We start from the raw sequence: 17,884 nt of genomic DNA, 5'->3' as shown, positions 1-17,884 counted from the left end.
ACGGGTCGCGCCGGTAGGTAGGGTCGGCACTGGCGTGCGCAACCGTGGGCGTACCGACGACGGAGGGACGACGATGACGGACGAGCAGACACCGACGCAGGCTGGGGCCGGAGAGGTCGAGGACCTGCGGATCTCGGCGTTCTGGCAGGCCGCCCGTGGTCACGTCGGTCTCGGCAAGATGGATGCCGTCATGGGCGGTACGCCGGACGACGTGGTGCCGCCGCCGTCGTGGTCGTACGGCAACGGTCCTGAGGCCGAGGCCCTCCTGGCCCGGGTGCTCGCCGGCGCGAAGACGAGCACGGCGACGGTCCTGGCGCAGCTGACCTCCGCCGGGCTCGAGGTGCCGCGCGTGGGGGACCTGTCGATCGTGACGGACGCAGCCGGTGAGCCGAAGGCGGTGCTGCGCACCACCGAGGTCCAGGTCGTCCCGTTCGACCAGGTGTCCGAGGAGCACGTGGCCGCCGAGGGTGCCGCCGAGGCGTCGCACGAAGCCTGGGTGGCAGAGCACGAGGCGTCGTTCACCGCGGCACTCGGTGACGCGTTCACGCCTGCGTCGGAGGTCGTCCTGGAGCGGTTCGAGATCATCTACCCGACGAGCGGACCGACGCCCGCCGTCGACTAGTCGACTCAGACTCTGAGACGCCCGTCCCGAGCGGTGGGACGGGGGCTAGGGTCGAGACATGGTCGACACCGCCGCTGCCCAGCACATCAACCTCGCCGTCGTCGCAGGCGACGGCATCGGCACGGAGGTCGTGGAGCAGGGACTCCTGGCACTCGACGCCGCGCTCGGTGGCAGCCAGGTCACCGTGTCGACCACGAGCTTCGACCTGGGTGCGCGGCGCTGGCATGCGACCGGCGAGACGCTGACGGACACCGACCTCGACGCGATCCGCACGCACGACGCGATCCTGCTGGGCGCCATCGGCGACCCGAGCGTGCCGTCGGGTGTGCTCGAGCGTGGGTTGCTGCTGAGGCTCCGCTTCGCCCTGGACCACTACGTGAACCTGCGCCCGAGCCGCCTGTACCCGGGCGTCGCGTCACCGCTCGGGAACCCGGGCGAGATCGACTTCGTCGTCGTGCGCGAGGGAACCGAGGGCCCGTACGTGGGCAACGGCGGCGCCATCCGCGTCGGCACACCGCACGAGGTGGCCAACGAGGTGAGCGTGAACACCGCGTTCGGCGTGGAGCGTGTGGTGCGTGACGCGTTCGCACGCGCCGCGGCACGCCCGCGCAAGAAGCTGACGCTCGTGCACAAGCACAACGTGCTCGTGCACGCCGGACACCTGTGGCGCCGCACCGTCGAGGCCGTGAACGCGGAGTTCCCCGACGTGACCGTCGACTACCTGCACGTGGACGCTGCGACGATCTTCCTGGTCACCAACCCGTCGCGGTTCGACGTGATCGTGACCGACAACCTGTTCGGCGACATCCTCACGGACCTGGCCGCGGCGATCACGGGCGGCATCGGCCTGGCCGCGTCGGCCAACATCAACCCGGACCGCACGGCTCCGAGCATGTTCGAGCCCGTGCACGGCTCGGCCCCGGACATCGCCGGCCAGGGCAAGGCCGACCCGACCGCCACGGTGCTCTCGGTCGCGCTGCTGCTCGAGCACCTTGGTCTCGCGGCCGCCGCCGCGTCCGTCGAGAAGGCCGTGGCCGACGACATCAGGGACCGTGGCGCTCGTGAGCGAGTACGGTCGACGGCCGAGGTGGGCAAGGACCTCGCCGCGCGCATCGCGGGCTGACTCCTTCCCGACGACGACGGCGAGGCTGTCGTCTGTCCACCCGGCCGTCCTCACCGGTACCGTCGTTTCCGACTCTGGTGAAAGGCCCCCCGACATGAGCACCACCGCACACCCCACCTCCGCCGATCTCTTCGAGGTCACCCGAACCGAGACGCCCGTCCCCGACGCGGAGCGCGAGGCTGCCCTCGCCGCGCCGAAGTTCGGCACCGTGTTCACCGATCACATGGCACGGATCTCCTGGTCCCAGGAGACCGGCTGGAGCAACCGGCGCGTCGAGAAGTACGGACCGCTGCTGCTGGACCCGGCGGCGGCCGTCCTGCACTACGGCCAGGAGATCTTCGAGGGTCTCAAGGCGTACAAGCACCCCGACGGCTCGGTCTGGACGTTCCGCCCGCAGGCCAACGCCGCACGGTTCGCCAAGTCCGCGCACCGGCTCGCTCTGCCCCAGCTCTCCGAGTCGGACTTCCTGGGTGCGATCCAGGCGCTGGTCTCGACGGACGTCGCGTGGGTGCCCGGAGGTGAGGAGACGAGCCTCTACCTGCGCCCCTTCATGTACGCGTCCGAGACGTTCCTGGGCGTGCGGCCCTCGCTCGAGGCGGAGTTCCTGGTCATCGCCTCGCCGGTCGGTCCGTACTTCGCGGGCGGTGTGCGGCCCGTGTCCATCTGGGTGGCCGAGGACTACCACCGTGCGGGCGCGGGCGGCACGGGTGACGCCAAGTGCGGAGGCAACTACGCCGCGAGCCTGCTCCCGCAGCAGGAGGCCTACGACAAGGGCTTCGAGCAGGTCTGCTTCCTCGACGCGTCGACCAACACGTACCTCGAGGAGCTCGGGGGCATGAACGTCTGCGTCGTGTACGCGGACGGCATTGTCGCGACGCCACCGATCTCCGGGTCCATCCTCGAAGGTGTGACGCGCTCGTCGGTGCTGCGGCTGCTGACGGACGCCGGCAACGCGGTAGAAGAGCGACCGATCACGCTGGCCGAGCTGAAGACCGGCCTCGCCGACGGGTCGATCAGCGAGGTGTTCGCCTGCGGGACCGCAGCGGTGATGACCCCGATCGGCAGGCTCGCCGGCGTGGGCTTCGACCTCACGGTGGGCGACGGCACGGCCGGTCCGGTCACGACGAGGATCCGGGCCGAGCTCACGGACATCCAGTACGGCCGCGCGGCGGACCGGCACGGTTGGCTGCACCGGCTCGCGTAGCAGCACAGGCCCGAACGGCCGGTCACCCCTGATGGGGTGGCCGGCCGTTCGCCGTGGACAGCCGTCTACTCGACGACCACTCCGGGTCGCAGCGTGCGCGCGAGCACGCTCGACAGCAGGGTCCAGATCGCGATGCCGACGACGAGGTTGATGCCGCCGGAGGCCAGAGCCGCCGAGGTGTCGTCGGTCCACGTGAGGGGGATGAGCGCCGCGACGACGATCGCGAGGAACATGATCCAGCCGAAGAACGCACGGGGTCGGGGTGTAGTCACCACGAGCAGCTGGAGCAGGGCACCGGCGACGACGGCGGACAGGGCGCCACCGAGGACGTAGGCCGCGCCGACGGAGTCCGTGCCGAACAGGTCCTTCACGACGAGGTCGATGTTGATGATCTGGTCGAGCACGATGACGCCGACGACTCCGACGAGTGCCGCGACCAGTGCGGTCGCAGCGACGCCCGCCCAGTACCGGCCGTTGTCGACCGACGGTGCGGCGGGCCGTGGTGGTTCCGCGGGTGGGGGGACGGGGGGCGCGACCGCGGGAGGTACGGACGCGGGCGGGACGGCGGACGCGGGCGGGACGGCGGACGCCGGGGGCGGCGGCGCGGCGTGCTGACCGTGCGGCTGGTACGCCGACTGGCGCTCGGGCGGCGGATTGGGGATCGACATGCGGTCTCCTGGTGCTCGACCCACGTGTGGCCGGACGGCCGCACGTGTCCCCACGCTAGCGAGGAGCGGACATGTCGCGCGCTCCGTTGCGCGACCGCGTCGTAGACGCGTGGACGCGATGTCCAAGGCGTGGAACGCGTGACCGTGGTACGTGACGTGTGCCACGATGCAAGTGTGAACAGCACCGCCCTCATTATCGAGTAGCGCGTCGGCCCACCCGCTGACGCGCAGACCTCCCGTACCCCGGGGGGTCTTTTTGTTGGTCGAGGCACCACCACCGCCCCGCCCACGTCGACTGCACCGGCACACCCCCGCCGGAGGAACGCCTCACCGCAGCACCGACGACGTCCGAGATCACAGCACCGAAGAGAGCACATCGTGTCCGTCCCCGCACCGAACCACTCCTCGTTCCAGGTCTACGACACGACCCTGCGCGACGGCGCGCAGCAGGAGGGCATGAACCTCTCTGTCGCCGACAAGCTGATGATCGCGCCGCTGCTCGACGAGCTCGGGGTCGGCTTCATCGAGGGCGGGTGGCCGGGCGCGGTGCCGAAGGACACGGAGTTCTTCAAGCGGGCGGCCAAGGAGCTGGACTTCCGCAACGCCGAGCTCGCCGCGTTCGGCAGCACCCGCAAGGCGGGGACGCGCGCGGTCGACGACCCCCAGGTGCGCGCCCTCGTCGACTCCGAGGCCCCGGTGGTCGCCCTCGTCGCCAAGCACGACCTGCGGCACGCCGAGCGCGCCCTGCGCACGACGGGCGACGAGAACATCGCGATGATCGCGGACACGGTGGCGTTCCTCGTGCGGGAAGGGCGCCGGGTCGTCGTCGACGCCGAGCACTTCTTCGACGGGTACCGGTTCGACCCGGCCTACTCGCGCGCGGCGGTCCTGGCCGGCTTCGAGGCGGGCGCCGAGGTGGTCACGCTGTGCGACACGAACGGCGGCATGGTGCCGGCGTGGGTCGCGCAGATCGTGCACGAGATCCGCGACGCGGTGGGTCCGGAGGCGATCCTCGGGATGCACGCGCACAACGACTCGGGCTGCGCCGTGGCGAACACGCTCGCGGCGGTCGAGGCCGGTTGCACGCACGTCCAGGGGACGGTGAACGGGTACGGCGAGCGGACGGGCAACGCCGACCTGCTCGCGGTCGTCGCCAACCTCGAGCTCAAGTACGGCCTGCCCGTGCTCAAGACGACCGAAGGGCTGCCCGGAGGTCTTCGGGACCTGACGCGCATCGCCCACGCGATCAGCGAGATCACGAACATCTCCCCGTTCGCCCGCTCGCCGTACGTCGGCGCCAGCGCGTTCGCGCACAAGGCCGGGATCCACGCGTCGGCGATCCGCGTCGACCCCGACCTCTACCAGCACACGGACCCGGCCAACGTGGGCAACGACATGCGCATGCTCATCTCGGACATGGCGGGCCGCGCGTCGATCGAGCTCAAGGGACGTGAGCTGGGCTTCGACCTGTCGGACCGGCCGGACGTGCTCAGCCGGGTCACCGAGCGCGTCAAGGACGCCGAGGCCAACGGGTACACCTACGAGGCCGCGGACGCGTCGTTCGAGCTGCTGCTCCTCGAGGAGCTCAACGGGCAGCGCACGCAGTACTTCACGGTCGAGTCCTGGCGCGCGATCGTCGAGCGCCGCGGACCGCGTGGGACACCGGCCACGGCGGAGGCCACGGTCAAGCTGCACGCCGGCGGCGAGCGCATCGTGAGCACAGGTGAGGGCGTCGGACCCGTCAACGCCCTGGACCACGCGCTGCGCCAGGCGCTCCTGAAGGTCTACCCGGAGCTCGAGGAGTTCGAGCTGATCGACTTCAAGGTCCGGATCCTCGACTCGATGTACGGGACCGACGCGATCACACGCGTGCTCATCGAGATGAGCGACGGCCAGGACGTCTGGAGCACGGTCGGCGTCGGTCCGAACCTGCTCGAGGCCTCGTGGGAGGCGCTGACCGACTCCGCCATCTGGGGTCTGTACCGCCACGGCGTCGCGCCGCGCTGACTTTTCATCCCGTCACGGGCCGCGCTCGCGGCTAACCTCGGGACCTGACGGCCCCCGACGGCGGCCGATGCGGCGAGAGGGGTGCGGTCGTGTCCGGCTCCGCCCCGCCGTCGCCGTCGTCCGACGGCACTGAGGGGTCCCGTAGGAGGCCGCCGGCGCACGGGTGGTGGTGGCTCGCCGTCGCCGTCGGTGCGTTCGCGCTCCTGGTCCTGCTCGTCGCCGAGCCCTGGTCGGTCGAGACCGAGCCGATCCCGACGGCCGTCGCCTCGCCGACGCCGAGCGATCTGCCGTCGGCGCCCACGCCGTCGGTGTCCGTCGCGCCCCCCGGGTCTGATGCCGCGTTCGACGCGACGACGAGCATGGGCCTGTTCGTGACGGCCGCGGACCTCGTGGCCGACGTCCCGGCTGCGGAGACCGGGGTCGACGAGCTCGTGGCTTCTGGGCAGGTCCCGTGGGGACTGCCCACGGGCACCGTCGTGGAACCCGTCACCTGCGTGCTGGCGGTGACCGTCGTCGCCGAGCCGCCGTCCTTCTACGACGTCCGCCGCTGGGGCAACACCGCGATGGACTTCGAGCAGGAGGTGACCGTCCTGCCCGACCCGGCCGCGGCCCGCGAGGCGTTCCGCGAGCTCGTGACAACCATCGACGCGTGCCCGAGCTACCGCGAGGTGACCACCGGCGTCGAGAGTGCGTTCTGGACGGCGCAGCCGGCGATCGAGGGGCAGGGCGTCTACCCCTCGGTCGTGCTCCAGGTGGACCGGACGTCCGCGGGGTCGACGGTGCCTGCCTACCAGGGGCAGATGCTCGTGGGGAACACCATCGTCTCGTGGACGGCGCAGACCTTCTCGACGGGGACCCGCGAGGACGGCCTCGCGACGCTCGGCGATCCGGAGTCCCTGTCGGCGATGGTCCAGGAGCGGGCGCAGCTGGCGGTTCGCGCGCTGGGATGACACGCCGGTGCATAGGCTCGTGCGATGCACGGTGAGTACAAGGTCCCCGGCGGCAAGCTCGTCGCGGTCGACCTCGACGTGGTGGACGGGCGCCTGCGTGACGTGAGCGTCAGCGGCGACTTCTTCCTCGAGCCCGACGAGGCGCTCGAGGTGCTGTCGACGGCGCTCGACGGCCTACCGTTCGACGCGAGCTTCTCCGTGCTGACGCAGAGCGTGACCGAGGCGCTGCGGTGGTTCGCCGAACCCGTGACGATGGTGGGGTTCGACGCGCGCGCCGTGGCGACCGCCGTGCGCCGTGCGCTCGGCTACTCGACGGTCTGGGGCGACCACACGTTCGAGCTCATCCACCCCGGACCGCTCCCGCCCGCGCTGCACGCCGCGCTCGACCAGGTGCTCACCGAAGAGCTCGCCGCGGGTCGGCGAGGGCCGACCCTGCGGTTCTGGGAGTGGGTCGAGCCGGCCGTGATCATCGGGTCGTTCCAGTCGCTGCGCAACGAGGTCGACCTGGCGGCGGCGGAGCGCTTCGGGATCACGGTCGTGCGTCGGATCTCGGGCGGTGGAGCGATGTTCATGGAGGCGGGGAACTGCATCACCTTCTCGCTCGTGGTTCCCGCCTCGCTCGTCGACGGCATGACGTTCGAGGAGTCCTACGGATTCCTCAACCAGTGGGTCCTCGGAGCGCTCGCGGACGTCGGCGTGCAGGCCACCCTCACGGGACTCAACGACATCTCGTCGTCGACGGGCAAGCTGGCGGGTTCGGCGCAGAAGCGCGTCGTCGGCGGGGCCGTCCTGCACCACGTGACGATGTCCTACGACATCGACGCCGACAAGATGCTCCAGGTGCTGCGGATCGGTCGGGAGAAGCTCTCGGACAAGGGGACCGCCAGCGCGGCGAAGCGCGTCGACCCGGTGCGTTCCCAGACGCAGCTCCCACGGGAGGCGGTCATCGACGCGTTCGTCGCGCACTTCCGGCAGCAGTACCCGACCGTCGACGGCGATCTTCGGCCGCACGAGCTCGAGCTGGCGAGGGAGCTCGTGACCACCAAGTTCGCCGACCCGGCCTGGACGGCACGCGTCCCGTAGGGCGTTTCTCCCGGCCGTCCGTCGGAGTCGGACCAAGATCGTGGGATGCCCGGTGACCGTCTGATGCTCATCCACAGCCCCGAGTTCCAGGCGATGGCGGCCCGCGTCCTGCACGTCACCGGGCTGACCTCGCGACTGAACGTCCTGCCGTTCGACGACGACGCGGGCAAGGCCGCGCTGCTCGAGCAGATACTCGGCCGCCCCCTGCCCGCGCGCACGACGATCTACCCGCCCTTCTACACGGATCACGGCCTGAACCTCGACCTGGCCGAGCGGGTGTTCATCAACCAGGGCTGCACGTTCCTGGACTACGCCGGCATCCGGCTCGGCGAGCGGGTCATGGTCGGGCCCAAGGTCACCTTCATCACCGACGGGCACCCCGTCGACCCAGCCGAGCGTCGGCTGTACCTCACGGGCGCACCGATCGATGTCGAGGAGAACGTCTGGATCGGTGCCGGCGTGACGATCCTGCCCGGCGTGAGCATCGGCCGCGACGCCGTGATAGCCGCCGGCGCGGTCGTCGCAGACGACGTACCCGCAGCCAGCCTCGTGACCGGCCCGAAGGCGACCGTGCGACGACGCTGGTGAGGCGGTCCTAGGTGCCGTGCAGAACGACGAACGCGACGGCTCCGACGCCGAGCACGGTGAGGCCGGACGCGCACACGGTCACCAGGCGTCCGTCGAGGCCCGAGACGTCCTCGCGGGCGTTCCGGCGAGCCGAGAAGATCGCGAGGACGGCCGCCACGAGGGCGCCGAGGGCTGCGATGCTCCACGCGCCGCCACCGAGGAACTCCTGGAGCACGTGCGCTGCGGCGACGCCTCCTGCCGTCAGACCGAGCGCGGTCCGACGCCACGCGAGGTGCGTGCGCTCGACCGCCAGGCCCGTGGCGGCAGGTTCGGTCATGCCGTCGCCAGCCCGATCAGCACCAGGAGACCCGCCAGGCAGACGCCCACGACCAGGAGACCGAACGCGGACGGCGACGGCAGAGGGGTGCCGAGGCGGACGGCCCGTTCGGCCTGCGCCCAGCCGATCCAGGCGGTCGCCGGTGCGACGAGGCCGACGACGACGAGCACCAGAGCTGCCGAGAACCGGAGGTGGTCCTCGATCGGCAGGTCGAGCGCCTCGAGCGCGACCCCGCCGGCGAGAAGGGCGAGCGAGGTGCGGATCCAGGCGAGGAAGGTGCGCTCGTTGGCCAGCGAGAACCGTGCGTCGGGCTCGGTGCCGACGCCGTAGACCCACCGCGGGAACCTCTTGTCGTCGGCCACGTGCCCATCTTGGTCTCTGGTCCGGCGGCTGACCACGACGAACGCGCCGACGAGCACCAGGTAGACGGCGCCGGTCGCAGCGGTCCGGGCCGCCTGCGAGCACACCCGACGTATCTGGACCGGCACCACGCTCTCCTTCCTCGCGACGAAGGAGATGCAGATGACCGCCGACGCCAGGCTCGACCGCGAGATCCGCCGCATGAGCGTGCTGCACGCACGCGAGCTGGCGAGCGTCCGCCGCCGCTCCGCCGGTGCACGCTCGGCCGCCGCCCGGGCCGTCGCACTGCGCGGGGGCGGTCGGCCCGTCACCCGGCAGCTGGGCTCCTGAGCTCAGGCCCGAGGCCCGAACAGGGCGCTCCCGACCCGCACGACGGTCGCACCCTCCGCGATGGCGAGCTCCAGGTCGCCGCTCATGCCCATGGACAGCTCCTGGACGTCCGCGGTGCCGGGTGCGCCGGAGGCGACGATCTCGTCACGCAGGGTTCGTAGCACCGCGTAACCGGCTCTGACCAGGTCGGCATCGCGCGAGTTCGCTCCGACGGTCATCAGGCCCGCCAGCCGCACACCGGGCAGAGCGCCGATCGCGCAGGCCAGCTCGACCGCCTCGGCGGGGGCTGCACCGTGCTTCGTCGGCTCTTGCGAGACGTTGACCTGCACGTACACCTGCACACCGCTCGACCGCGCGGCCAGGCGGTGTGCCAGGTCCAGCGAAGCGACGGACTCGATGCATGACGCCCACCGCAGGGCGGCGTTGACCTTGTTCGACTGCAGGGGCCCGATGAGGTGGGTCGTCACGCCGAGGTCGCCCAGGAGTGGGCCTTTGGCGACGAGCTCCTGCACCCGGTTCTCCCCGATGAGCACCGGGTGGGGCGTTCCCGTGTCTGCTGCGAGGGCCGCGCGGATCGTCGCCGCGTCCTGGGTCTTCGTGGCGAGCAGCAGGCGCACCGACCCGGGGGAACGGCCGGCGGCGCTCTCGGCGGCGGCGATCCGGGCGCGCAGTTGTACGAGCCGGTCGGCCACCGCGGTGGGGTCGACGGTCATGGGACGCACCCTATCCGCCAGTGCGGGTGCACTCTTGACCTGTGAAGACGCTGCTGAACATCATCTGGCTCGTGCTCGCCGGGTTCTGGCTCGCCCTCGGGTACGTCGCCGCGGGCATCCTGTGCTGCATCCTCATCATCACCATCCCGTTCGGGATCGCCGCGTTCCGCATGGCGAGCTACGCGCTGTGGCCGTTCGGGCGCACCGTCGTGGACAAGCCCACGGCGGGTGCCTGGTCCGTGATCGGGAACGTCATCTGGATCATCGTCGCGGGGTGGTGGCTCGCGCTCGCCCACATCATCACCGGCGTCCTGCAGGCGATCACGATCATCGGTATCCCGCTCGCGCTCGCCAACTGGAAGATGGTCCCGATCTCCCTGGTACCGCTGGGCAAGCAGATCGTCCCGTCAGACCGTGCCATGGCTGCCTACGGGCACTAGGGCCCCTCGGGATGCTCTGCGAGCCACTGCTCGGCCAGCGCTTTCGGGGCCGTCCGCAGCCAGGCCTCGACGACCGCGTCCGTCAGCTCATCCACGTCGATGACCTCGAGCCGCACGAGGACCGCGGGATAGCCGTTGAAGTGCGGCGTGACGAAGTACGCGTCCGGGCGCCGGGCAAGCATCTCGTCCTTGGTGACCAGGTCGCCGGTGTGCACCATGAGCACCGGCCCGTCGGGGACGTCGTCGCCGAGCGCTTTGAGGTCGGCCGGTCTGAGCCGGCGCTCCTTGACGACGATCTTGCCGCGCACCGACCAGACGAGCTCGTCCTGGGTGGTCTCGGGCAGCGCCAAGGCGACCGAGGCGACGTCCTCCCAGGTGGACATCAGTCGCGCGCGATGTCCGCGACCGTCGCGCCGGTGAGACGGACCAGGTCCTCGGGCGACAGCTCGACATCCAGGCCTCGTCGGCCGCCCGAGACGAACACCGTGTCGAACAGCCAGGCCGTCTCGTCGACCACGGTCGGGTGCGCCGCACGCTGGCCGAGCGGGGAGATCCCGCCGACGACGTACCCGGTGGCGCGCTCGGCGGCGTGCTTGTCCGCCATGGCTGCCTTCTTGCCGCCGACCGCGTGCGCCAGAGCCTTGAGGTCGAGCTGGCCGGTCACCGGGACGACCGCGACCGTGAGCGTGCCGTCCACCGTTGTCATGAGCGTCTTGAACACCTGCTCGGGTGGCACCCCGATCGCCGCCGCGGCCTCCAGGCCGTAGCCCAGGTCGCTCGCCGGGTCGTGCTCGTACGTGTGCGCCGTGTGCTCGACGCCCGCGGCGGTCAGGGCGACGAGCGCCGGGGTGCCCGTGGGTGCGTGCTTGGTCACGACGACCAGCCTGTCACAACGGTCCGACGGCGGTGATCCGCAGCTGGACCTCGCTGGTCTCGTCGGATCCGGCCAGGTCGACGACCGCGTCGATGCGCCAGTCGTGGTCACCCTCGGGGTCGTCGAGCAGCTGCCGGACGGTCCACGTGCCGCGCCCGGGTGTCACCTGGAACAGCCCCGGACCGCGCGCGGGCGAGCCCGTGAGGATCTCGTCGTGGTCGTCGTAGAACGGGTCGAGGGCGTCGCGCCAGCGCTCCACCGTCCAGGGCTCGCCGTCGGCGTCGAGGTCACCGAGTGCCGCTAGACCTCCGTAGAACTCGCGGGCGGCCAGCTCGACGCGGCGGAACAGCGCACCGCGCACGAGGGCGCGGAACACACGCGGGTTGGCAGTGATCGGCTCCGGAGTGTCCACGTCGATGCCGCTGCCGCTTCCTGAGTGCGCGTCGGCCCCGTGCTCGTCCAAGGGGTTCGACAGGCGCTCCCACTCGTCGAGAAGGCTGGAGTCGGTGCGCCGGACGAGGTCGCCCAGCCACTCGATGAGCTCCCACAGCTCCTCGGTGCGGGCGTCCTCGGGAACCGTCTGGCGCAGCGCGCGGTAGGCGTCGGCGAGGTACCGCAGCAGCACGCCCTCCGTCCGGTCGAGCTGGTAGTACGCGACGTACTCCGCGAAGCTCATGGCCCGCTCGTGCATGTCACGGACGACGGACTTGGGGGACAGGGCGAGGTCGGCGACCCACGGGTTGGTCTGCCGGTAGGTGATGAACATGGCCTCGAGCAGCTCGGCGAGCGGCTTGGGGTAGGAGACGCCCTCCAGGAGCGCCATGCGCTCGTCGTACTCGATCCCGTCCGCCTTCATGGCAGCGACCGCCTCGCCGCGCGCCTTGTTCTCCTGCGCGGAGAGCACCTGGCGTGGGTCGTCCAGGGTCGACTCGAGCACCGAGACCACGTCGTGGGCGTAGGCCGGGTCCGCCTGGTCGAGCAGGTCGAGCGCGGCGTACGCGAACGGGGACAGGGCCTGGTTGAGCGCGAAGTTGGGTGGCAGGTCCGTGGTGAGTCGCAGGCCGCGGTGCCGGCCGTTCTCGTCCTCGATCCAGGGTCGCTCGACGACGCCCGCAGCCCTCAGCGAGCGGTAGACGGCGATGGCGCGACGCACGTGACGGCCCTGGGCACCTGCGGGCTCGTGGTTGTCCGTCAGCAGCTTGGTCATGGCCGCGACGGGGTCGCCGTCGCGCGCCAGCACGTTCAGGACCATCGCGTGCGAGACGGCGAAGCTGCTGGTCAGCGGCTCGGGCGGCGCATCACGCAGACGCTCGTACGTCTTGTCCGTCCAGTTGACGTGCCCCTCCGGCGCCTTCTTGCGCACGATCTTCTTGATCTTCTTCGGGTCGTCGCCCGCGCGTTCCAGCAGCTTGCGGTTCTCGATCACGTGCTCGGGCGCCAGGATGATGACCTCCCCCACGGTGTCGAACCCGGCGCGGCCCGCGCGGCCCGAGATCTGGTGGAACTCGCGGGCGGACAGGTGGCGCATCCGGACTCCGTCGTACTTGACGAGGCTGGTGAGCAGCACCGTCCGGATCGGGACGTTGATCCCGACGCCGAGCGTGTCCGTGCCGCAGACGACCGGGAGCAGGCCCTTCTGCGTGAGCCTCTCGACGATCCGGCGGTACTTGGGGAGCATCCCCGCGTGGTGCACGCCGACGCCGTGCCGCAGGAGGCGGTTGAGCGTCTTGCCGAAGCCGGGCGCGAAACGGAAGCCCGCGATCTCGTCGGCGATGCGGTCGCGCTGCTCCCGGCTGGCCAGGGGAGTGGACAGCAGGGACTGCGCGCGCTCGACGGCCTCCTTCTGCGTGAAGTGGACGACGTAGACGGGAGCGCGCCGGGTCTTCACCAGCTCGTCGAGCAGCTCGTGCAGCGGCTCGACCGCGTAGGTGAAGGTCAGCGGGACGGGGCGCTCGGCGTTCGCGATGACGGCCACGCTCTGGTGGGTTCGGCGCGTCAGGTCCTCGGCGAAGAAGCTGACGTCGCCGAGCGTCGCGGACATGAGCACGAACTGGACCGTGGTCAGCTCGAGCAGCGGGACCTGCCACGCCCACCCACGCTGCGGGTCGGAGTAGAAGTGGAACTCGTCCATCACGACCTGGCCGACGTCGGCGTCGTTCCCGTCGCGCAGCGCGACGTTGGCCAGGATCTCGGCGGTGCAGCAGATGATCGGTGCGCCCGGGTTGACGGCAGAGTCCCCGGTCATCATCCCGACGTTCTCCGACCCGAACGCGTCGACGAGCGCGAAGAACTTCTCGCTGACCAAGGCCTTGAGCGGGGCGGTGTAGTACGTGCGGCGGCCCTGCGCGAGTGCGACGAAGTGCGCTGCCACCGCGACGAGCGACTTGCCCGAGCCGGTCGGCGTCGACAGGATCACGTGCGCACCCGTCACGAGCTCGAGCAGTGCCTCGTCCTGGTGCGGGTAGAGGCTCAGTCCCTGGTCGTCTGCCCAGCCGGTGAATGCCTCGTACAGGGCGTCGGGGTCGCTCGGGTCAGCAGGGATGCGGTCGGCCAGCGTCGGGGTGCTCATCGTGGGTCGATGGTCCCACGTGCGCAGTGGGACGGGCTCAGCCCCAGCGCCACGACGCGATCATCGCCTCGACGGTCGGGCGCCAGGTCTCGTCGTCGGGACGGTGCGTCCACTCCACCAGGTAGAGGCCGTCGTCGTGCTCGACCGCCCACTGCGTGATCGTGAGCTTCGCGTTCATGCTCAGGTCCTTGCGGACCGCGACGCCGAGCGCGCTGTGCTCGACGACCGGGTCCCCGACGAGCTGCGAGTCCTCCGGGTGCCGACGCTGCCAGTCCGTGAAGTCCTCCAGCGAGCCGAGACCGTCGGTCTGGGGCGGCTGCACGACGCCGAAGGACGACCAGTCGGGCAGAGGTGCGAGCTGCACTGTCAGGAGGTCACCGTGCTGCTCGCCCTCGACGGGGGCGCCGAGGGAGAAGGTCGTCCGGCTGTCGCCGCTTGCGACGATCTGCGCGGGGAGGTCGATCTCCGCCGGCGGGTTCAGGGTCTCGACGGCGAGCGGCGGCAGCGCGGCGGGCTCGCGAGTCGCCCGCGCGAACGCCGCTCCTCCCGCCAGGATCACGCCGACGACGAGCGGGACCGTGACCCGGGCAGCTGTTCGCACGCGCAGATTGTCGCGAGCGCGCCGGCTGTCCGTCTCACGTGTCATCCGATCGGCGCAAGGGCCGTCAGTCGACCGGCGTCGGCTCGCCGAGGGCGAGCCAGCGGACGTCGGCGCCCGTCGCGGCCAGCGCGGGCTCGAAGACGTCGCGGTTCTCGCGGAAGTGCGACCAGCCCTCGTAGTGCACCGGGATGACGACGCGGGGCTTCAGAAGGCTGACCACCTCGGCGGCTTCGGCGGTGTTGAACGTGAAGCGCAGCGGACCCGTGACGGGGAACTTCACGGCCCCGAGGTGCATCACGGCGACGTCGACCGCGAGCTTCGATGCGACCTCCCGGATGCCGTCGAACAGCACAGTGTCGCCGGAGACCCAGATCGCGACGTCGTCGGAACCCTCGACGGTGATGGCGAAGCCGACAGCCTCCCCGACGAGCCGGTGGCCGAACCGGGGACCGTGCTGAGCGGGGGTCGCCGTGATCGTCAGCGTGGGTCGGCCGGGCGCCTCCAGGACGTGCGTCTGCCAGGCGGCGAGCCCGACCGCGCCCGCACCGAGGCGCCGCGCGCCGGACACCGTGGTCAGCACGCTCCCTGCCGCAGGCAGGAACGCGCGTCCCGCGTCGTCCAGGTTGTCGGCGTGGTGGTCGTGGGACAGCAGGACCGCGTCGATGCTGCCGAGGTCGGACGGCTGCAGCGCCGGGCCGGTCACCTTGCGCGAGCGCGCGCCGGGCCCGAACGAGTACGTGCGTCCGGGAGCCTCGAACGTCGGGTCGGTGAGCAGCCGCCAACCCTCGATCTCGATCAGGAGGGTCGGGCCGCCGATGTGCGTGAGCGTGGGTGCGGTCATGCGGGCATCGTGTCGGGCCCGCCACGGTTGCCCCGGGCGCACTCCCGGAAATGAGACGTCGACCCCACAGGCGCCCCGGCACCCGGCGACCTAGCATCGAGGCCCAGCACGTCCGACGATGCGAGAGGCGGGTGCACCGATGTCACTCGGGCTGTCCACCCTGCGGGACCGAGCAGGCACCCAGCTCTTCCTGCGCGTCGCCGGGCCGGACGGGCTGGCGCAACGGGATCGGATCCACGGCACGCCCGGCCCCCGCTGGTACCTGCCCGGTTCGCCGATCCGCACGGTGCACGGCGACGCGTCGATGTTCGTCGGGGGCATGCGCGCGCTGCTGCTGCAGTCCCTGCACCCGGCGGCCATGGCGGCCGTCGCCGCGCACTCCGGCTACAAGGGTGACCCGTGGGGTCGGCTCGCGCGGACCAGCACCTTCCTCGCGGTCACCACGTTCGGCACCGCCGACGACGCCGAGGCCGCGATCGCCCGCGTCCGCGAGGTCCACGAGCGCATCACCGGCACCACCCACGAAGGGATCGCGTACGCAGCGGGCGACCCGGAGCTGCTGCGGTGGGTCCACGTGGCCGAGGCGGACAGCTTCCTGCGCGCCTACCGGCTGTACGGCCAGCGACCGATCGACGCGGTCGACGCCGACCGGTACGTCGAGCAGGCCGCACGGGTCGCCGTCGCGCTCGGGGCGGAACGCGTTCCGACGTCGGTCGCGGAGCTCGCGCTGGCCCTCCGCGAGTTCAGGCCCGTCCTCGGTCCGTCCGCCGCGGCTCGTGAGGCCGCGGACTTCCTGCTCCATGAGCCGCCGGTTCCCTGGAGCCTGCGGCCCGCGTACTCCTCGCTCGCCCGTGCGGCGGTCGCGTCGCTCCCGTTGTGGGCGTGCGAGCAGCTCGGCGTTCGGCACCCCGGCCCGGTCGGCCGCGCCGGAGCGCGGCTCGCGGGAGGAACGGTCACCCGGATGATCCGCTGGATGCTGGGCCCCGACGACGCCCGCCGGGTTGCCGGTGCAGGCCGCCCGGCGCCGTCGGACGACGCCCGGCGCTAGCCGTCCACCGGACGCAGGTGCCAGGTCCAGGACGTGAGCATCGACTCGACGATCGACGTGCTGCCCGCCACGTCCGCACCGGGGTAGAAGATCAGCCCGACGACGATGACGACCCCGTCGTGGTCCGTGTACCACTCACGGATAGTCGGTCCGGTGGTGCCGAACTGCGTGTCGATCCGGAACGCCTCGCCGAACGCGCTGCGGACCAGGACAGGTCCGTCGGTGATGTGCGTCCCGTCGCTGATCGGCACCGCGAGGTGGTGCGCCACGACGGCCTCGGCGGATCCACCGGCGTCGGGCAGGCAGACGACCAGGATCGCCGCCATGGGGCTCGCGCTCAGGTGGAACGTCCGGTCCGACGTCGGCCCCACCGCGCCCGGATCAGGCAGGGGTGCGTCGAAGGCGTAGTCGGGGCACCCCCGTGCCGCTGGGACCGCGACCGTGAACGGCAGGGCGATGCCCTCGTCGAGCGAGTCGACCGGAAGGTCGCCGGGCAGGTGCTCGGATCCGTGGTGCACCCAGAGGTCCGCAGAGGCCCCACCGCCGACGAATGCCGCGACACCGACGACGGCTGCGACGAGGTGGTGACGGGCGGCTCTCACATGCGCTCATCGACCGACGGGACGCCGAACTGAACACCGTGCGGCAACCCGACGACCGGACGGCACACATCGAGCAGGCGCTCCCGCAGGGCGTTGCCGCGCTCGGCGAAGATCTTCTGCGCCGCGGCGTACGACGCCTTGCCCTGCGCTGTCTCGATCATGACCGGCTCGAGCCCGTAGCTGCTCACGTCGTAGGGCGACGCCTGCATGTCGAGCGTGCGGATGTCACGTGCGAGCTCGAAGCAGTCCAGCAGCAGGTCACCGGGGACCACGGGACCGAGCTTGGTGGCCCACTTGTAGACGTCCATGCCCGCGTGCAGGCAGCCGGCCTGCTCCATGTCCGCCTGGTTGGCCCGCGTCGGTCGCAGGGCGTTGCGGTCGACCGCCTCGGGCGTGAAGAACCGGTACGCGTCGAAGTGGGTGCAGCGGATGCGGTTCGACTCGACGACCGCGTCGGTCCCCGCAGCACCCAGCCGCAACGGCAGCGGGTGCCGGTGCTCGTCGTCGTGCTCGCGGTAGACCATCGCCCACTCGTGCAGGCCGAAGCACCCGGTGAACGCCGGTCGCGCGAGGGTCTGGCCCAGCAGGCCGGCGATGAACCGCAGAGACTCGCCGCGGTCGGCCAGGTAGGCCTCGACGTCGAGCGTGACGAACCCGTCGGGGTCGGTGACGTACCAGCGCCAGCCGGCGTGCGGCACGGGCCCTGGGGTCAGCCTGACGCCGGCTCCTGGGTGCCAGCGCCGCAGAGCTGCCGGTGAGACGGGGTAGTACTCGAACAGGAAGTCCTCGATCGCGTGCTTCTCGTGCCGCGACCTGCGCGCACGCCGACCGGCCGTGAACGCGTCGGCGCGCGCGGCGTGCTGCTCGGCGAGCGACTGCCACGTTGCCTCGTCGAGGACGCCTCGCGCGGACACCCTGGTGGTCATCGGACAAGGGTAGGCAGAC

At 71.3% G+C, this 17,884-nt stretch carries 21 protein-coding genes; 10 read left to right on the top strand and 11 right to left on the bottom strand.

What is annotated here, in order from left to right; all coding sequences use genetic code 11:
• The first annotated feature begins 73 nt into the window (after positions 1–73).
• From N553_RS0118045 to N553_RS0118035, 3 genes are all read left to right on the top strand, one after another.
• A complete protein-coding gene (locus tag N553_RS0118045; protein ID WP_028047695.1) occupies positions 74–622 on the top strand; it encodes an ASCH domain-containing protein in 549 nt (182 codons plus the stop codon).
• Positions 623–680: 58 nt separating this feature from the next.
• The gene (locus tag N553_RS0118040) at positions 681–1,745 is read left to right on the top strand and encodes a 3-isopropylmalate dehydrogenase (RefSeq protein ID WP_028047694.1); all 1,065 of its coding nucleotides are present in this window, start codon (positions 681–683) and stop codon (positions 1,743–1,745) included.
• Between the two features lie 94 nt (positions 1,746–1,839).
• Positions 1,840–2,949: a branched-chain amino acid aminotransferase gene (locus N553_RS0118035; RefSeq protein ID WP_028047693.1), complete on the top strand. Its 1,110-nt coding sequence runs from the start codon at positions 1,840–1,842 to the stop codon at positions 2,947–2,949.
• 65 nt (positions 2,950–3,014) lie between these two features.
• Here N553_RS0118035 and N553_RS23530 read toward each other — a convergent pair whose 3' ends face one another.
• Positions 3,015–3,617, bottom strand: a complete 603-nt coding sequence (locus N553_RS23530) for a DUF6069 family protein (RefSeq protein WP_197030127.1) — start codon at positions 3,615–3,617, stop codon at positions 3,015–3,017.
• Between the two features lie 378 nt (positions 3,618–3,995).
• Here N553_RS23530 and cimA point away from each other — a divergent pair, with 378 nt between their 5' ends.
• The 4 genes from cimA (at position 3,996) to N553_RS0118010 (ending at position 8,245) form a co-directional block, all read left to right on the top strand.
• A complete protein-coding gene (cimA, locus tag N553_RS0118025) occupies positions 3,996–5,624 on the top strand; it encodes a citramalate synthase (RefSeq protein WP_369796725.1) in 1,629 nt (542 codons plus the stop codon).
• Between the two features lie 89 nt (positions 5,625–5,713).
• Positions 5,714–6,574, top strand: coding sequence for a hypothetical protein (locus N553_RS0118020; RefSeq protein WP_028047691.1), 861 nt, complete (start codon positions 5,714–5,716; stop codon positions 6,572–6,574).
• 24 nt (positions 6,575–6,598) lie between these two features.
• A complete protein-coding gene (locus N553_RS0118015; protein WP_028047690.1) occupies positions 6,599–7,657 on the top strand; it encodes a lipoate--protein ligase family protein in 1,059 nt (352 codons plus the stop codon).
• Positions 7,658–7,702: 45 nt separating this feature from the next.
• Positions 7,703–8,245: a DapH/DapD/GlmU-related protein gene (locus tag N553_RS0118010; RefSeq protein WP_028047689.1), complete on the top strand. Its 543-nt coding sequence runs from the start codon at positions 7,703–7,705 to the stop codon at positions 8,243–8,245.
• A 7-nt stretch (positions 8,246–8,252) separates the two neighbouring features.
• Here the strand turns inward: N553_RS0118010 and N553_RS0118005 are convergent, their stop codons facing one another.
• Together N553_RS0118005 and N553_RS25730 are read right to left on the bottom strand one after the other, a co-directional pair.
• Positions 8,253–8,561: a DUF202 domain-containing protein gene (locus N553_RS0118005; RefSeq protein ID WP_028047688.1), complete on the bottom strand. Its 309-nt coding sequence runs from the start codon at positions 8,559–8,561 to the stop codon at positions 8,253–8,255.
• On the bottom strand, positions 8,558–8,923 hold the full coding sequence (locus N553_RS25730; RefSeq protein ID WP_028047687.1) for a YidH family protein: 366 nt from the start codon (positions 8,921–8,923) through the stop codon (positions 8,558–8,560). Before N553_RS25730 ends, N553_RS0118005 begins: the two co-directional genes overlap by 4 nt.
• A 160-nt stretch (positions 8,924–9,083) precedes the next feature.
• Between N553_RS25730 and N553_RS25465 the strand changes: the two genes are divergently transcribed.
• Positions 9,084–9,251 (top strand): hypothetical protein, encoded by a 168-nt coding sequence (locus N553_RS25465; RefSeq protein WP_197030131.1) that lies wholly within the window; start codon positions 9,084–9,086, stop codon positions 9,249–9,251.
• 2 nt (positions 9,252–9,253) lie between these two features.
• Here the strand turns inward: N553_RS25465 and N553_RS0117990 are convergent, their stop codons facing one another.
• A complete protein-coding gene (locus tag N553_RS0117990) occupies positions 9,254–9,964 on the bottom strand; it encodes a YggS family pyridoxal phosphate-dependent enzyme (RefSeq protein ID WP_028047686.1) in 711 nt (236 codons plus the stop codon).
• Between the two features lie 41 nt (positions 9,965–10,005).
• Between N553_RS0117990 and N553_RS0117985 the strand changes: the two genes are divergently transcribed.
• On the top strand, positions 10,006–10,404 hold the full coding sequence (locus N553_RS0117985; RefSeq protein WP_028047685.1) for a YccF domain-containing protein: 399 nt from the start codon (positions 10,006–10,008) through the stop codon (positions 10,402–10,404).
• On the opposite strand, the gene N553_RS0117980 is transcribed toward N553_RS0117985, so the two are convergent.
• From N553_RS0117980 to N553_RS0117960, 5 genes are all read right to left on the bottom strand, one after another.
• Positions 10,401–10,787 carry an MmcQ/YjbR family DNA-binding protein gene (locus N553_RS0117980; RefSeq protein ID WP_028047684.1) on the bottom strand — a complete coding sequence of 129 codons (387 nt, stop codon included), beginning with the start codon at positions 10,785–10,787 and terminating at the stop codon, positions 10,401–10,403. The two genes, N553_RS0117985 and N553_RS0117980, sit on opposite strands and share 4 nt — an antisense overlap.
• Positions 10,787–11,278 carry a Cys-tRNA(Pro) deacylase gene (ybaK, locus tag N553_RS0117975; RefSeq protein WP_369796724.1) on the bottom strand — a complete coding sequence of 164 codons (492 nt, stop codon included), beginning with the start codon at positions 11,276–11,278 and terminating at the stop codon, positions 10,787–10,789. Before ybaK ends, N553_RS0117980 begins: the two co-directional genes overlap by 1 nt.
• A 13-nt stretch (positions 11,279–11,291) precedes the next feature.
• A complete protein-coding gene (locus N553_RS0117970; RefSeq protein WP_028047682.1) occupies positions 11,292–13,847 on the bottom strand; it encodes an RNA helicase in 2,556 nt (851 codons plus the stop codon).
• Positions 13,848–13,884: 37 nt separating this feature from the next.
• Positions 13,885–14,448 carry a hypothetical protein gene (locus tag N553_RS0117965; protein WP_156043899.1) on the bottom strand — a complete coding sequence of 188 codons (564 nt, stop codon included), beginning with the start codon at positions 14,446–14,448 and terminating at the stop codon, positions 13,885–13,887.
• A 64-nt stretch (positions 14,449–14,512) separates the two neighbouring features.
• Positions 14,513–15,289 carry an MBL fold metallo-hydrolase gene (locus tag N553_RS0117960; RefSeq protein WP_028047680.1) on the bottom strand — a complete coding sequence of 259 codons (777 nt, stop codon included), beginning with the start codon at positions 15,287–15,289 and terminating at the stop codon, positions 14,513–14,515.
• Between the two features lie 139 nt (positions 15,290–15,428).
• On the opposite strand from N553_RS0117960, the gene N553_RS0117955 reads away from it, so the two are divergent.
• Entirely contained in the window at positions 15,429–16,337 is a 909-nt protein-coding gene (locus N553_RS0117955; RefSeq protein WP_034623390.1) for an oxygenase MpaB family protein, read from the top strand.
• On the opposite strand, the gene N553_RS0117950 is transcribed toward N553_RS0117955, so the two are convergent.
• Entirely contained in the window at positions 16,334–16,939 is a 606-nt protein-coding gene (locus N553_RS0117950) for a hypothetical protein (protein WP_028047678.1), read from the bottom strand. The two genes, N553_RS0117955 and N553_RS0117950, sit on opposite strands and share 4 nt — an antisense overlap.
• On the bottom strand, positions 16,936–17,865 hold the full coding sequence (locus tag N553_RS23525; RefSeq protein WP_051640331.1) for a hypothetical protein: 930 nt from the start codon (positions 17,863–17,865) through the stop codon (positions 16,936–16,938). Before N553_RS23525 ends, N553_RS0117950 begins: the two co-directional genes overlap by 4 nt.
• Positions 17,866–17,884: the final 19 nt, after the last annotated feature.

This window comes from Cellulomonas sp. URHE0023 (assembly GCF_000688475.1).
In the GTDB taxonomy this organism is placed as follows: Bacteria; Actinomycetota; Actinomycetes; order Actinomycetales; family Cellulomonadaceae; genus Cellulomonas.
The sequence above is the reverse complement of the archived record's forward strand: the minus strand, read 5'-3'. Positions and strand labels throughout refer to the sequence as shown.

Coding starts and splice junctions, on each gene's coding strand:
- N553_RS0117980 (WP_028047684.1), bottom strand. CDS start 10,787: ATGTCCACCTGGGAGGACGTCGCCTCGGTCGCCTTGGCGCTGCCCGAG.
- N553_RS0118005 (WP_028047688.1), bottom strand. CDS start 8,561: ATGACCGAACCTGCCGCCACGGGCCTGGCGGTCGAGCGCACGCACCTC.
- N553_RS0117970 (WP_028047682.1), bottom strand. CDS start 13,847: ATGAGCACCCCGACGCTGGCCGACCGCATCCCTGCTGACCCGAGCGAC.
- N553_RS25465 (WP_197030131.1), top strand. CDS start 9,084: ATGACCGCCGACGCCAGGCTCGACCGCGAGATCCGCCGCATGAGCGTG.
- N553_RS23530 (WP_197030127.1), bottom strand. CDS start 3,617: ATGTCGATCCCCAATCCGCCGCCCGAGCGCCAGTCGGCGTACCAGCCG.
- N553_RS0117990 (WP_028047686.1), bottom strand. CDS start 9,964: ATGACCGTCGACCCCACCGCGGTGGCCGACCGGCTCGTACAACTGCGC.
- N553_RS0118040 (WP_028047694.1), top strand. CDS start 681: ATGGTCGACACCGCCGCTGCCCAGCACATCAACCTCGCCGTCGTCGCA.
- N553_RS0117955 (WP_034623390.1), top strand. CDS start 15,429: ATGTCACTCGGGCTGTCCACCCTGCGGGACCGAGCAGGCACCCAGCTC.
- N553_RS23525 (WP_051640331.1), bottom strand. CDS start 17,865: ATGACCACCAGGGTGTCCGCGCGAGGCGTCCTCGACGAGGCAACGTGG.
- N553_RS0118010 (WP_028047689.1), top strand. CDS start 7,703: ATGCCCGGTGACCGTCTGATGCTCATCCACAGCCCCGAGTTCCAGGCG.
- N553_RS0118035 (WP_028047693.1), top strand. CDS start 1,840: ATGAGCACCACCGCACACCCCACCTCCGCCGATCTCTTCGAGGTCACC.
- N553_RS0117960 (WP_028047680.1), bottom strand. CDS start 15,289: ATGACCGCACCCACGCTCACGCACATCGGCGGCCCGACCCTCCTGATC.
- N553_RS0118045 (WP_028047695.1), top strand. CDS start 74: ATGACGGACGAGCAGACACCGACGCAGGCTGGGGCCGGAGAGGTCGAG.
- N553_RS0118015 (WP_028047690.1), top strand. CDS start 6,599: ATGCACGGTGAGTACAAGGTCCCCGGCGGCAAGCTCGTCGCGGTCGAC.